At 29.1% G+C, this 12998-nt stretch carries 19 protein-coding genes; 8 read left to right on the top strand and 11 right to left on the bottom strand.

Going from position 1 to position 12998, the window contains the following annotated elements:
- Positions 1-1092, bottom strand: a complete 1092-nt coding sequence (locus tag AC5SL0_RS06480) for a PQQ-dependent sugar dehydrogenase (protein WP_494618154.1) — start codon at positions 1090-1092, stop codon at positions 1-3.
- On the bottom strand, positions 1067-1777 hold the full coding sequence (locus AC5SL0_RS06475; protein ID WP_011281617.1) for an SDR family NAD(P)-dependent oxidoreductase: 711 nt from the start codon (positions 1775-1777) through the stop codon (positions 1067-1069). The genes AC5SL0_RS06480 and AC5SL0_RS06475 overlap by 26 nt, the downstream gene beginning before the upstream one ends.
- A gap of 27 nt (positions 1778-1804) precedes the next feature.
- On the opposite strand from AC5SL0_RS06475, the gene AC5SL0_RS06470 reads away from it, so the two are divergent.
- The 6 genes from AC5SL0_RS06470 to AC5SL0_RS06445 are packed head-to-tail and all read left to right on the top strand — an operon-like array spanning position 1805 to position 5458.
- Entirely contained in the window at positions 1805-3295 is a 1491-nt protein-coding gene (locus tag AC5SL0_RS06470; protein WP_494618153.1) for a cryptochrome/photolyase family protein, read from the top strand.
- Complete coding sequence (locus AC5SL0_RS06465; protein WP_018413654.1) at positions 3295-3417, top strand: DUF2256 domain-containing protein; 123 nt, start codon at positions 3295-3297, stop codon at positions 3415-3417. Before AC5SL0_RS06470 ends, AC5SL0_RS06465 begins: the two co-directional genes overlap by 1 nt.
- Complete coding sequence (locus AC5SL0_RS06460) at positions 3414-3827, top strand: YqaA family protein (protein ID WP_020168920.1); 414 nt, start codon at positions 3414-3416, stop codon at positions 3825-3827. Before AC5SL0_RS06465 ends, AC5SL0_RS06460 begins: the two co-directional genes overlap by 4 nt.
- 41 nt (positions 3828-3868) lie before the next feature.
- The gene (locus AC5SL0_RS06455; protein WP_011281614.1) at positions 3869-4477 is read left to right on the top strand and encodes a MarC family protein; all 609 of its coding nucleotides are present in this window, start codon (positions 3869-3871) and stop codon (positions 4475-4477) included.
- Positions 4478-4520: 43 nt separating this feature from the next.
- Positions 4521-5240 carry a type 1 glutamine amidotransferase gene (locus tag AC5SL0_RS06450; RefSeq protein ID WP_494618152.1) on the top strand — a complete coding sequence of 240 codons (720 nt, stop codon included), beginning with the start codon at positions 4521-4523 and terminating at the stop codon, positions 5238-5240.
- Complete coding sequence (locus AC5SL0_RS06445) at positions 5237-5458, top strand: hypothetical protein (protein WP_011281612.1); 222 nt, start codon at positions 5237-5239, stop codon at positions 5456-5458. The genes AC5SL0_RS06450 and AC5SL0_RS06445 overlap by 4 nt, the downstream gene beginning before the upstream one ends.
- Here AC5SL0_RS06445 and AC5SL0_RS06440 read toward each other — a convergent pair.
- The 7 genes from AC5SL0_RS06440 to AC5SL0_RS06410 are packed head-to-tail and all read right to left on the bottom strand — an operon-like array spanning position 5455 to position 10847.
- A complete protein-coding gene (locus AC5SL0_RS06440; RefSeq protein WP_271616705.1) occupies positions 5455-6597 on the bottom strand; it encodes an FAD-binding domain-containing protein in 1143 nt (380 codons plus the stop codon). The two genes, AC5SL0_RS06445 and AC5SL0_RS06440, sit on opposite strands and share 4 nt — an antisense overlap.
- Positions 6598-6603: 6 nt before the next feature.
- Positions 6604-6984: a phosphate-starvation-inducible PsiE family protein gene (locus AC5SL0_RS06435; RefSeq protein WP_011281610.1), complete on the bottom strand. Its 381-nt coding sequence runs from the start codon at positions 6982-6984 to the stop codon at positions 6604-6606.
- The gene (locus tag AC5SL0_RS06430; protein ID WP_011281609.1) at positions 6984-7442 is read right to left on the bottom strand and encodes a membrane protein; all 459 of its coding nucleotides are present in this window, start codon (positions 7440-7442) and stop codon (positions 6984-6986) included. Before AC5SL0_RS06430 ends, AC5SL0_RS06435 begins: the two co-directional genes overlap by 1 nt.
- Positions 7443-7498: 56 nt before the next feature.
- Positions 7499-8116: a DsbA family oxidoreductase gene (locus AC5SL0_RS06425; RefSeq protein ID WP_271623086.1), complete on the bottom strand. Its 618-nt coding sequence runs from the start codon at positions 8114-8116 to the stop codon at positions 7499-7501.
- 4 nt (positions 8117-8120) lie between these two features.
- Positions 8121-9308: an argininosuccinate synthase gene (locus AC5SL0_RS06420; protein ID WP_018413648.1), complete on the bottom strand. Its 1188-nt coding sequence runs from the start codon at positions 9306-9308 to the stop codon at positions 8121-8123.
- Between the two features lie 4 nt (positions 9309-9312).
- Positions 9313-9819, bottom strand: a complete 507-nt coding sequence (locus AC5SL0_RS06415) for an invasion associated locus B family protein (protein ID WP_011281606.1) — start codon at positions 9817-9819, stop codon at positions 9313-9315.
- Positions 9810-10847 (bottom strand): aldo/keto reductase, encoded by a 1038-nt coding sequence (locus AC5SL0_RS06410; protein WP_011281605.1) that lies wholly within the window; start codon positions 10845-10847, stop codon positions 9810-9812. The genes AC5SL0_RS06415 and AC5SL0_RS06410 overlap by 10 nt, the downstream gene beginning before the upstream one ends.
- A gap of 60 nt (positions 10848-10907) precedes the next feature.
- Here AC5SL0_RS06410 and AC5SL0_RS06405 point away from each other — a divergent pair, with 60 nt between their 5' ends.
- The gene (locus AC5SL0_RS06405) at positions 10908-11669 is read left to right on the top strand and encodes a Bax inhibitor-1/YccA family protein (protein ID WP_018413646.1); all 762 of its coding nucleotides are present in this window, start codon (positions 10908-10910) and stop codon (positions 11667-11669) included.
- 5 nt (positions 11670-11674) lie between these two features.
- Here AC5SL0_RS06405 and AC5SL0_RS06400 read toward each other — a convergent pair whose 3' ends face one another.
- Both AC5SL0_RS06400 and AC5SL0_RS06395 read right to left on the bottom strand, forming a co-directional pair.
- A complete protein-coding gene (locus AC5SL0_RS06400; RefSeq protein ID WP_011281603.1) occupies positions 11675-12019 on the bottom strand; it encodes a DUF2794 domain-containing protein in 345 nt (114 codons plus the stop codon).
- Positions 12012-12563, bottom strand: a complete 552-nt coding sequence (locus AC5SL0_RS06395) for a septation protein A (RefSeq protein ID WP_020168912.1) — start codon at positions 12561-12563, stop codon at positions 12012-12014. Before AC5SL0_RS06395 ends, AC5SL0_RS06400 begins: the two co-directional genes overlap by 8 nt.
- A 78-nt stretch (positions 12564-12641) precedes the next feature.
- Here AC5SL0_RS06395 and hspQ point away from each other — a divergent pair, with 78 nt between their 5' ends.
- Positions 12642-12962 (top strand): heat shock protein HspQ, encoded by a 321-nt coding sequence (gene hspQ, locus AC5SL0_RS06390; protein WP_006997624.1) that lies wholly within the window; start codon positions 12642-12644, stop codon positions 12960-12962.
- The last annotated feature ends 36 nt before the right edge of the window (positions 12963-12998 follow it).

Genomic DNA, 12998 nt, shown 5'->3' with positions numbered 1-12998 from the left:
TTATTTTTTTTCCATTAACCATAAAGCATTTTCACTTAAGAAAAATATTTTACCATTAGACGGATGAACTTGAATATCTCTTATTCTTCCAACATTATCTTTAAATATAACATTTTCTTTCACATTAGTTGGATCATTAAATATTAGTTTTCTTAAAGATCGATCTTTTAAAGAAGTAACTAGCGCATGCCCATTCCACTCTTTAAACTCATTTCCTTTGTAAATTGTAATAGCACTTGTAGCTATGGAAGGTACCCAATATTGAATTGCTTTAGTAAAACCTGGCTTCCATTTTGGGCCAATAGGAATTCCAGAATAATTTTTTCCACCCCAGCCTAAAATTTTCCATCCATAATTTTCTCCTTTTTTTGCCTCTCCAAACCAATCACCACCTCTTGCTCCATGATTACTTAAATATATTTTTCCATCATAATCAGAGAGTGTTAAACCTTGTGGATTACGAACACCTATTTGATAGATTTCAGGCAACCAATCTGGTTTATCAATAAACTTTGGGTTATCTTTGGGAATACGACCATCAGTATGAATTCTAATAATACTACCAGGATGTTTTGTGGGATCTTGGGCAATCATACCTTGGCCTCTTTCACCAGCTGATGCATAAATATAATTATCTTTAATCGCTAATCTTGAACCAAAATGATAACCAGAATCTATAGGAGGGTTTGCTTGAAAAATATTTTTAAAATTTAATTCTTGTTTGTTTAATTGTGCTTTTGCAATTGATGTGCTTGTTTTTAAATTTCCCCTATCTTCTGAATAAGAAATCCACAGAGCATTATCTTGATGAATAATATCTAATAACCCACCTTGGCCGACTTCTAAAAAATTAAGATTATGTTTAATCTCTGTAACTTCTTTTGAAATAATATTAACAATTTTAATTTTTCCACTTTTTTCAGTAATAATGATTTCATCATTGTTAATAAAGGATGATCCCCAAGGTTCATCTAACTCTATAATTTTAGTGAATGTATAATTATTGGAATAGCTTTTTGAAGCAAATAAAAGAAAAAAAATTACTAATAAAAAATATTTTTTCACTTTAAGAAAGTTTTGATCTACCACCATCAACAGCTATTATCTGTCCAGTAATCCAAGAACTCTCTTCAGTAATTAAAAATTTTGCAAGCGCTGCAGAATCTTTTCCTTCACCCAATCTTTTAAGAGGATGAGCTTTAGCAATTCCTTCTGCAATTGCAGGATTTTTTAACATTGGTTCTGCAATTTTAGATTTTGATAAACTGGGTGCAATACAATTCACTCTAATATGTGGAGCAAACTCAGCAGCTAGTGTAACAGTTAGCCCCTCAACTGCAGCTTTAGCAGAAGCAATAATTGTGTGATTAGTAAAACCTCTTTGAGCAGCAACAGTTGAAAATAAAACAACTGAGCCTTTGTTCTTTTTTAAACTTTCTTGAAATCCTTTTATTGCTTCAATAGCTGAATAAAGGTTTAGTTTCATACATTTATTCATATCTGCTTCTGTAACCATCCTTAATGGTTTTAAATCAATAGATCCCACACAGTAAGCGATACCCTTAATTTCACTAATGTCTGATTTTACTTTTTCTATAAATCCTTCTTCTAAAACGTCAGCAACCGTATAAGTGCAGCCTAATTTTTCTGCAATAGTTTTAACTTCATTTTCATTTCTTGCTATTAGATGAATATCATTTCCTGAATTTTTCAATTGTTCAGCTAAGCTGGAACCCACAGAACCTGTCGCACCAAAAATAAGATATTTTTCTGACATATAATTTTTATTTAGTTATATTTAACTATGAAATTGTTTTTTATACTTGGCAATCAATTATTTCCATTAAAATACGTAGACCGCTTCAAAAAGGACCACTCTTTTTACATGGCAGAAGACTATGAACTATGTACTTATGAAAAGCATCATAAGCAAAAGATACTGCTATTTCTCTCTTCTATGAGGTCTTATGCAGATATGCTTAGAGCAAATAAATACAAACTTGAATATTCTAAAATTGAGGACAAAGGTTTTAAAGATACTTATTTTAAAAAATTAAAAATTATCATTAATCAAAAAAAAATTACTGAAATTTCAAGTTTTGAGGTTGAGGATAAATTTTTTGAAAAGAAAATTTATCAATTTTTAAAAAAAGAAAAAATAAACTGGAATATTATTAAAACTCCAATGTTTTTAAACTCAAGAGATGAGTTTAAAAATTATTTAGTAAAATCAAAAAAACCTTTTATGGCAACATTTTACAAAGAAGTTCGTAAAAAATCTGGAATATTAATGGGAGCAGATGGAAATCCTATTGGGGGTAAATGGAGTTTTGATGAAGATAACAGAAATAAATTACCAAAAGATATATCAATACCAAAATTTCCAAAAATTAACGAAACTAATCATACTAAAAAATTAAAACCAATTATTGAAAAATTATTTAAAGATCATCCTGGTAGCACAAATGATTTTTGGTTAGCAACAGAATACAATGATGTGGTCAAACTTTTAGATTTTTTTATTAAAGAAAAATCAAATTTATTTGGCGATTATGAAGATGCTGTTAATCAAAAAGACAATATTTTATTTCATAGCGCATTAAGCCCGTACATTAATTTAGGATTGATAACCCCTGAAATTATCATTCAAAAAATTTTAGAATTTCATAAAAAACACAAAATTAGAATGAACTCACTTGAAGGTTTTATTCGTCAAATAATAGGCTGGAGAGAGTTCATGCGTGGAATTTATCAAGGTTACTCTGATGAAATGGAAACAAAAAATTTTTTCAACCATGAAAGAAAAATGAAAAAGTCTTGGTATGAAGGCACAACAGGTTTGCCTCCATTGGATCATGCAATTAAAAATGCCGTTAATCATGGCTGGTCTCACCATATTGAAAGATTGATGATTTTATCAAATATAATGAACCTTTGTGAGGTGAAACCAACAATTGTTTATAAGTGGTTTATGGAAATGTTTGTAGATTCTTCTGATTGGGTGATGGTTCCTAATGTTTATGGAATGGGCTTATTTAGTGATGGAGGTATTTTTGCAACGAAACCATACATTTGTGGATCAAGTTATTTTATGAAAATGATGGATTTTAAAAAAGGGGAATGGTGTAATACGATGGATGGTCTTTATTGGAGGTTTATAGATAAAAATAGAAAATTTTTTTTAAAGAACCCTAGATTGTCTATGATGGTTTATGTTTTTGATAAAATGAAAGATGAAAGAAAGAAAATGATTTTATCTGAAGCTGATAAATTTATTAAACAAAATACTATTTAATGAAAAAAGAAAATTTACCTTCAAAAGTTTGTCCCGTTTGTAAAAGACCTTTTGTTTGGCGTAAGAAATGGAAGCTTAATTGGGATAAGGTAAAGTATTGCTCCAAAAAGTGCTCTAAGTGATTTACTTATCTTTATTTGCTATATCTTTTTTAGCTGCAACAATTTTACCATTTTCATCTGAGCTGACATTGGCAGGATTAATTGCAACATCAAATTTTGATAATTTATTATTGTTAATTGTTGCTAGTTTTGGGAATATTTTGGGATCAGTTGTTAACTGGGTCTTGGGATTTTATTCAAGAAATCTTAGTACAAAAAAGTGGTTTCCGTTTAAAGACAAACAAATAGAAAACTCTTCAAAATGGTTTAATAAATTTGGTAAATGGTCATTATTATTTGCTTGGGTTCCAATAATAGGTGATCCACTGACTTTAGTTGCAGGCTTATTAAGAGTTAGATTTTTAGATTTTATTATTTTAGTGGCAATTGGAAAAGTAAGTAGGTACGTCTTAATTTATTATTTGTTTTAATATTTGCTGAATTTATCTGGTTAACTATGCTAGAAAAGTGAATGCTTGAAATATTTATTCAAACTTTCTTTTTATATTTTATTGTTATTGATCCACTAGGAAATACACCTTTATTCTTGGCAGTAACTCAAAATATGAGCAGCCAACAAAGAGTTAAAACTGCATTGAGTGCAACAATAATTGCATCAATCATATTGCTATTCTTTGCATTTCTTGGAAGCACTTTATTAAATTATTTGAATATATCTTTTCCAGCATTTACAATTGGTGGAGGCATCATTTTATTAATAATTTCCATGGAAATGTTGTTTGATAAAAGACAACAACGAAAAGAAGATGACATTGATTTTAATTCTGAAAATGTAAGTGTATTTCCTTTAGCAACACCCATTATAGCAGGACCAGCTGCAATCACATCTGTTATTGTTTCTGTTTCAGATATGGGAAGTAATTTTACAAACCAATCTGTTGGAATGATTGCTTTAGCTTCAGTTTTGCTTTTAACTTTTATATTTTTTTTTACTGCTTCAAAATTTTCTCAGATAATAAATAAAAAAGTTATTAGTGTAATTTCAAGAGTAATAGCAATTATTCTAGTTGGATTAAGTGTTCAGTATATTTTAGATGGAATAAAAACCTTTCTAGCTTAAAATATTGTTCAGTAGACTATTTTAAAATACTATAAATATAGAAATGAACATAATTGTCTTACAGCACATAAAGATTGAAGACCCAGGGTATATCAAAGATTTAATGTTAGCTGATGGTTTTAACTTAACCACCATAGAACTGGATGAAGGTGAAAAAATTCCAAGCGATCTGAGAAAATTTGATGGAATGTTTTGTATGGGTGGTCCAATGGATACTTTTATGGAACAAGAACATCCATGGCTAATTGAAGAAAAAAAAGCAATTAAAGAATTTGTTGTTAATTTAAAAAAACCTTATTTAGGTTTTTGTCTTGGGTGCCAGTTATTAGGCGAGGTAATAGGTGGTAAGGTAGTTAAATCAAATCCAGCAGAAATTGGAATAATGGATATAAATTTTACTAAAGAAAAAAATAAAGATATTTTATTTTCAAAATTTCCAGATCAAATTAAAAGTTTGCAGTGGCATTCATATGAAGTGCAAGGAATAGAAAATAATAAGGATGTAACTTTACTAGCATCATCTCCTATTACTAAATATCAAATTTTCAAATACCAAAATCACGCATATGCAATTCAATTTCATATAGAAATTAAAGACACAACAGTTAATGAGTGGGGGTGTGTGCCTGAATATAAAAAAGCTCTTGAAAGTCAATTAGGTGAGGGAGCTTTAGATAAATTTGATCAAGCTGCAAAAAATAATATGCCTGATATGAATAATTATTCTAAGATACTTTATGAGAATTTTAAAAGGCTATTATGAATAATAAATTTTTTGAATGGGCAGGGGTTATTACGGCAATCCTTTATTCTATGTTTGTAGCCTTAAACATTGGAATAGAGTTTTTAGGATTTTGTTTGTTACTGTTGTCTGCCATTTTAATTGGTATCTGGGCATATAGAGGAGGTCACAAGGGAATACTTGTGTTGCAATTTTTTTATGCAACAGCAGGTATAATCGGAATGATACGTTGGTTTTAATTAAAATTAGCAATAATTTTTGGAATATAATTTTTAAAATTAAAAAAACCCTTATTACAATATTGCCAAGAAAACTGATCCAACTTTCTATATAAAAATTTTATATTTTTTAATTGATTATTTTGAATAAAATTTAAATTTTCACCAACGGTTGGATAAAGCGCATAAACTTCTTCGGTAATATTTTTTAAATCATTAATGTTAATAGTTTCACAATTTATTGATTTTTGTTTCAATCTTATTTTATGATCCTCTAAAAGATTTGCTTTAAATTTCAACACCTTTTCACTTAATTTGATAGTTCTATCTGTATTATTTGAGACTAACAAAATTTTTTTAAACTTATGTTCTTTAAAATCAGACAATTCAAATGTCATATTATTTTCAAATATTAATAAAGTTTTATCTTCCAAAATCTCAGAATTTTTAAAGCTTTTGTTAATAACAGAATATATCTTATCATTGGATATAGGTTTGGCATTTTCATTTAGTTTTATGTTTTTAAATCTATTATTTGTAAATTTATTTATATTCCATTCACTTACGAGGTAATGCTTGCCTTGAGTTTGAATGCCAGCAACCCATCTCCAACCAAGGGTATTTGATGCAGCATCCCCATCATATAGATGTTGCATAAAAAACTCAGCCCCCAACTGCCATGGTAATTCTAGTGTAAAAATCCAAATGCTAGCAAACCACATTCTTGTGTGGTTATGAAGATAATTGCTTTCTTTAAGTTCAATTACCCATTGATTAAAACAATCTACATTTGTTTTTCCTTCAATTGCATCCAAATAACTTTGATTGTTTTTAAATTCTTTTTTAATTTTATCTAATTCTATTAAGTAATCTGACCAAACATCAGGTCTTAATTCTAGCCAACCTTTCCAATAAACACGCCAAAGAACTTCCTGAATAAATTTTTCATTTTTTGCAAATGAAAACTTTTTAAGAGATTTATTAATTACTTCTAATTCATTAATTATTCCGTGAGTTATATAGGGGGATAAACAAGAAACATTAGATCTATTACTAGGCCCAAAATCAAAATTTCTTAGTTTTGAATAATCTGAAAGATTTTGTTCAACAAAAGTATTTAATTTATCAACGGCTTTAGCCCTTGAAGCTTCAAAAATCATTTTAAACTATTTAGATTTTCTTTTCTTTAGACCCAATTTATCACTGTGTCTTAATCTTAAAATAACTATTGCAGATGCAATTAGAACTATAGCTATAGCTTCATAGACTAATGCTGATGGATCCATTTCTTTTCCTTGTAATATAATAAATCGTGCGAGAGCAGTGATGGCAATTAAAAGAGGTAAAGTTATACTGATTGATTGTTGATTCCAAAAAACACGAACCATTGCTAAGACCTCTAAATAAAGAAACATTAAAAGTAAATCTGCTAGCATTACAGATTGATTTAGAAACATATTATTAATTTCCATACCAACAGCAATTACAGTGCTCACTAAAATAATGCACATTAGTGCAAGCTGTAAAATTTTTGCTATTTTATCCATTACTTATCTTTACTAAATGGTAGCCATTTTTCAAACACTGATTTTACTGGTCCATCATATGGAATTGAATAAGAGCTAGGGTTTGGACTTGTTAAAATTTCTATTCCCTTAGAAAATACAAAGATGAATACAATTACAAAAACAATAACCATAATCTTAAATGGATCAAAGTTTTTAGTTTTGAATACACTGCTAGATTGCGCCTCTGCTTTATGAAAATGTTTGAATGTCATATAAACTGCAAATATCAATCCAATATGAGCAACGTATAAACCGGCCCAACCAAATGCAAAAGTTGTATAAGAAAATATGTATAAACTAAAAACAGTTGTCCAAACGAAACTAAGAACTAATAAAATTTGCAATCTAACAGATCTTGGTAAAGACCTTAGATCATTTTTGCTATCATCAAATAAAATGTTAGCGGCATCTTTCATCCAATTTTTTAGTGCTTCCATATAGCTAGAATAGATATTTATATGTTAAAGGCAAAGGATAAAGTGTCCTTTAATTTTTAGCTTAAATTGGACTTTATTACACTTTCTAAATTTGCAGAGCTTTGGGCGCCTGAAATAAAATCTGTTCCTATTTCAAAGAAGGGTACTCCATTAATTTCTTTCTCTCTTGCGACTGAAATATATGAATTAACTTCTTCAATATTTTTTAAATTAAAAAAATTATTGATTACATCTCCATTAATATTAAATTCTTTGCCAATATTAATTAAGATTTCTTTATCTCCAATATCAAGACCTTCAATAAAGTATGATTGATATATTTTTTCTTTAATTTCGTTGTGTACATTAGATTGTTCGGCTAATTTTATTAATAAGTGAGAAAATACAGTATTGGGTGTTTTCTTTATCTTATCTAGATTAAAATTAAGATTTTCTTTATTCGCTTCTTCTGTCATTCGATCATACATTGGTTGAGCAAACTCTTTTCCACCAAACTTTATTTCTAAGTACTTGTTTCTTTCAATTCCTTCTTTGGGCATGTCAGTATTTAGTTGAAATGGAACATGCTCTATCTCAAACTTAGTCTCAGGAAAATTTTTTAATGCTTTATTTAATCTTGTCTGACCAATAAAACACCACCCACAAATTGTGTCAGCAAATACTTTTATTTTCATTAATTTATGAACGAAGCTTTTGTTTATGAAAGTTAATAAATCTTTCTACATTTGATTTATTAAAGGTTTTATTTTCTTCAAAAGAAACTTTTTTCATTGAGTAAGCATTACTTTTTGTCTGTCTAGACATTATGGTGATATTACCTTTGTATAATTTAAGCTTAACAGAGCCATTAACTTTATTCTTTTTAAGATCGACAATTTTTTGAAGTTTAAATCTTGCTTTTGAGTACCAGTAACCATTGTAAATAAGTTCAGCATATTTAGGCATAATTTCATCTTTTTTATGCATAGTTTCTTTGTCCAAAGTAACAGACTCAATTGCTCTGTGCGCTGACATTAAAAGTGTTCCACCAGGTGTTTCATAAACACCCCTAGATTTAATCCCAATAAATCTGTTTTCAACTAAATCAACTCTACCTATTCCATTTTTGCCGGCAACATTATTAAGTTTTTCTAACAAATTTCCAGGCGATAGTTTTTTACCATTAACAGTTATGGGGTCTCCATTTTTAAATCCTATAGTTACAAATGAAGCTTTGTTAGGTGCTTTTTCAGGAGATACTGTTCTTTGAAAAAGAAACTCAGGAGCTGAATTTTTTGGGTTTTCTAAAACCTTACCCTCAGTTGATGTGTGGTATAAATTATCATCAATAGAGAAAGGAGGAGCACCTTTTTTATCTGTTGGAATTGGAATATTGTTTTTTTTTGCATATTTAATTAAATCTGTTCTAGAGTTTAATTTCCATATTCTCCATGGTGCAATAATTTTTACTTTTGGACCAAAGTAATGATATCCTAATTCAAATCTCACTTGATCATTTCCTTTGCCAGTTGAACCATGAGAAACTGCATAAGCTCCAAATTTTTTAGCGGCAGCAATTTGACGTTTTGCAATTAAAGGTCTTGCAATTGAAGTACCCAATAAATAAACACCTTCATAAATTGCATGCCCTCTAATCATTGGAAAGACATAGTCTTTTACAAATGTATCTTTTAAATCTTCAATAATGATATTTTTAACACCTAGTCTTTTGGCATTTTTTATAATTTTTTTTCTATCAATTTCTTGCCCAACATCTGCAGTATAACAAATAACTTCTGCATCATAATTTTCTTGAAGCCATTTTAAAATAATAGAAGTGTCTAGTCCGCCAGAATATGCGAGTACAATTTTCTTTTTAGATTTCATTTAATTAACTGCAGCTAGTTTTTGCAGCATTATAGGCTTTCGTAAATCCTAACAATGAATAATGGTCTATAGTTTGAGAGCCTTTTTGATTATGACCAGTGATCATAATTCTTGATCCTTTCTTCATGGTCTTAATCATTTTGTTTTCAAGTTTGTTATCAGCAATCCAAGCAAAACCTTCTTGAGCAATATCAAATTTGTATTTAGATTTACCTGAAGTAGCTATAATTGAGTTTTGATTATTAAATTCATAGCCACCAGTAACGCTTATTTCATCATTTATTTTTTCGGCAGGTCTAAATGAAACAAACATTCTTGCTTCTCTAGGGTTAGATTTTGGGGCCTGCAACACAGGAACTGATTGAGCAAAACAAACTTTACCGGTTTGTTCAGTTATAATAATTGTTTCCCAGTCTTTAAATTTACCAACTTTTTTTACTTCTTGTGAATTTACGCTAACAGCAAATAAGCTTACAAGAATTAGAATTATAAAATTTTTAATTATGGACATGGGTTAGGGTAAATTTTTTGTACTTCATTTATTTCTTTAATTACGTCTTCACTTAAATCTATACCTATACTTTCTATATTAGTTTTCAACTGTTCCATTGTCGTTGCACCAATGATAACCGATGTTACAAACGGCTGAATTTCTAAAAATTTTAAAGACATTTGAGCTAAATCCAGATTGTGTTTCTTTGATATTTCATAATATAATTCAATAGCTTTTTCAGCATTTTGATTATTATATCTAGACCAAAAATCACCATCTCTTTCCATTCTAGAATTTTTTGGCAATTGTTTATTTCTGTATTTTCCAGATAAATAACCACACGCGAGAGGAGAGTAAGCTAGCAATCCGGCTTGCTCCCTAATAGACATTTCTGCAAGTCCAATTTCATAAGTTCTATTTAATAAATTATAAGGATTTTGAACTGAAAGCATTCTTGGTAAATTTTTATCTTTTGAAAGCTCTAAATATTTAGATAATCCCCACGGTGTTTCATTCGATACACCAACGTATTTAATTTTTCCTTGATCAATAAATTTTTTTAAATTTCCTAGAATATCTTCAAACCTAGTCCACTCATTGCTATCATCATGTTCATAACCTAGTTTGCCAAAAAAATTTGTTTTTCTTTCTGGCCAATGTAATTGGTACAAATCAATACAATCCGTTTTTAATCTTTTTAAACTTCCTTCAAGTGCTTCTGTAATATTCTTTTCTCCAAATTGATTTCCACCACCTCTTACATACTCTCTCATTGGGCCACAAACTTTTGAAGCTAAAATTACTTTGTCTCTCTTTTTTGTTTTTTCAAACCAATTACCAATAATAGTCTCAGTATGACCAAACGTTTCTTGTCTTGGTGGAACAGAATAAATTTCCGCAGTGTCCCAAAAGTTTACACCCTGATCTAAAGCATAATCCATCTGCTCAAAACCTTCATTTTGGGTATTTTGTTCACCCCAAGTCATAGTACCGAGACAAATAGTGCTTACTTTTAAATCTGTATTTCCTAATTTTTTATAATTCATAATTATTTAATCTTATTAAGACATCTTGAAATAATAGTAAAAGGCTATTATATATGTGTCATGGAATTCAATAAGCAAAACATATTAAATAAAGTAAAAGAAGCTCAGCAATCAACAGTAGTAATGGATGAGGGCTTAAGAGCCTACATGCTAAAAGTCTACAACTACATGGCTTCTGGTATTTTGTTAACAGGACTTATATCTTTAATATTTTTCAAACTATCTGTAGTAACAGATGCTAATGGATCAATTACAGCATTAACAAGCTTAGGAAATACAATATTTCTTTCAGGTTTTAAATGGATTGTAATGCTTGCTCCACTTGGAGTAGTTTTTTACATGAGTGCTAGAATTAATAAAATGACAGCTTCAACTGCTCAAACAACTTTTTGGGTTTTTGCGTCTTTAATGGGGTTATCACTATCCTCAATATTCTTAGTTTATACTGGAGCGAGTATCACTAGAGTATTCTTTATTACCTCTATTACTTTTGGTGCAATGAGTTTGTATGGTTACACAACTAAAAGAGATCTTACAAAATTAGGATCATTTTTAATGATGGGCTTAATTGGAATTATTGTTGCATCAGTTGTTAACATGTTCTTAAAATCTTCAATGATGGATTTTGTAATCTCAATTCTAGGTGTTTTAATTTTTGTAGGTCTTACTGCTTATGACACTCAAAAAATTAAAAACATGTATGTATCAAGCGATACGGGTGAGTTGATGGGTAAAAAAGCTGTAATGGGTGCTTTAACTCTTTACCTAGACTTTATAAATTTGTTTATAATGTTGTTAAGATTATTTGGTCAAAGACGATAGTCTTTTTATTTCTTAAGGTTCTTCCAATTAGTATTTTTAAGTAAAATTTCTAGATCAAAGGAATTTTTTAAAACTTTCCCATTAGAATCTGTAATTAAATACTTTAAATTTTTATTGCTAGGTTTAAAGTTTTTACAAATTTTATACAAAGCATTCTCTGCTGCATTTTTAAAGACACTAAAACTAACCTGCCTGTTAGAAATGTTTAGACCATAGTCTTTCCATGATCCTTCAGAGACCATTTTTGCATATAGATCTAAAATGATTTTAAGTTCATTTTTTTCAAAAAATTGTCTTTCTTCTATTTGTTTGTGAGGATTATTTACAACTAGCTTTAAGTTTCTATTCATCAAGCTTGTATTTATTAATCAATGATATTTGAAATGCTGTAAAGACAAGGGTTATTGGTAACATGCCCCATACCTTAAAATTAACCCAAAACTCTTCTGTTTGCGTTCTCCAGACACATTCATTAAGGATTGCAAGGAAGAAGAAAAAGTACATCCATCTTTTGTTTAATAATTCCCAACCCATATCAGTTAGAGCAATTGATTTACCCATAATTTTTTTAAGGACAGGTTCTTTTGTAAAATATTTTCCAAAATATAAAGCAAGGGCAAATAAAATATTAATGATCGTTGGTTTTACATAGATAAAAACTGGATCATTAAAATAAATTGTTAGACCCCCAAAAAATGTAATTAAGATACCACTTATTAATGGCATCATAGGTATTTTTTTTTCAAAAAACCAAACAACTGCTAGTGCAATTAATGTTGCAACTATGAGTGGAGGAATCGCAACTGCTAGGTTCTTATCATTATTATAATAATAATAAAAAAAAATGGCTAAAGGCCCAAAGTCTGTTGCAAATTTAAGAAAAGATTTATTCACTTGACAGATATTAACATAATAAAAAAAATATAAATGTTTTTTATTGATTTTTATTTTTAAACCCCCATATTAATAACAATGGCAATTCAAAAAGCAAAATTTTCAATAGGAGACATTGTAAAACATAAGCACTTTGAGTTCAGAGGTGTAATTTATGATGTTGATTTCGAATTTAATAATTCTGAAGAATGGTATCAATCTATTCCAAAGAATGTTCGTCCTAGAAAAGATCAGCCTTTTTATCATTTGTTAGCTGAAAATGATGAAATTACATATGAAGCATATGTTTCAGAACAAAATCTATTAATGGACGATTCAGAAGATCCAATTAAACATCCTTTAATTGAAGAGATTTTTTCTGGTAAAAGAGGCTCTAGCTACTTTAAGCCCTCTAATTAATTCTTTTTTCAAACACAATTAATTCAAATCTTCGAC

It is taken from the genome of Candidatus Pelagibacter sp. PS_16 (genome assembly GCF_059417965.1).
This window is presented reverse-complemented; position numbering and strand designations above follow the sequence as displayed.